This window comes from Gemmiger formicilis (assembly GCF_016901605.1).
GTDB classification, from domain to species: Bacteria; Bacillota; Clostridia; order Oscillospirales; family Ruminococcaceae; genus Gemmiger; species Gemmiger formicilis_B.
Window position 1 is genome coordinate 1 of sequence record NZ_JACJKP010000611.1, and the last position, 279, is coordinate 279.

The following is a 279-nucleotide window of genomic DNA, read 5'->3' on the forward strand; positions in this document are numbered from 1 at the left end:
CTGGCACGGAAAATGGTAAACGTAAAAACAAAGATGGAAAAAGTACCGGCAATGCCAACCAGCCGCCCCCATCCTTTGGTGATGGCGCGCCGCCAAGGCAGATGATTTTCCAGTGCCTGGAACGTACCATGCAGGAATCCCCACAGCAGGTAGGTCAATCCCGCACCGTGCCAGATTCCACTGACCAAAAACGTGGCAACCAAGTTGACATCCCGGCGCCAGGGTTTGCAGCGGCTGCCCCCCAGCGGAATATAGACGTAGTCTTTCAACCACCGGGAC

At 55.9% G+C, this 279-nt stretch carries 1 protein-coding gene; it reads right to left on the reverse strand.

The window, feature by feature from the left end; translation table 11 throughout:
• The coding region (locus H6B10_RS16150) for an MBOAT family O-acyltransferase (protein ID WP_275951105.1) at positions 1-279 on the reverse strand (279 nt) is incomplete at both ends.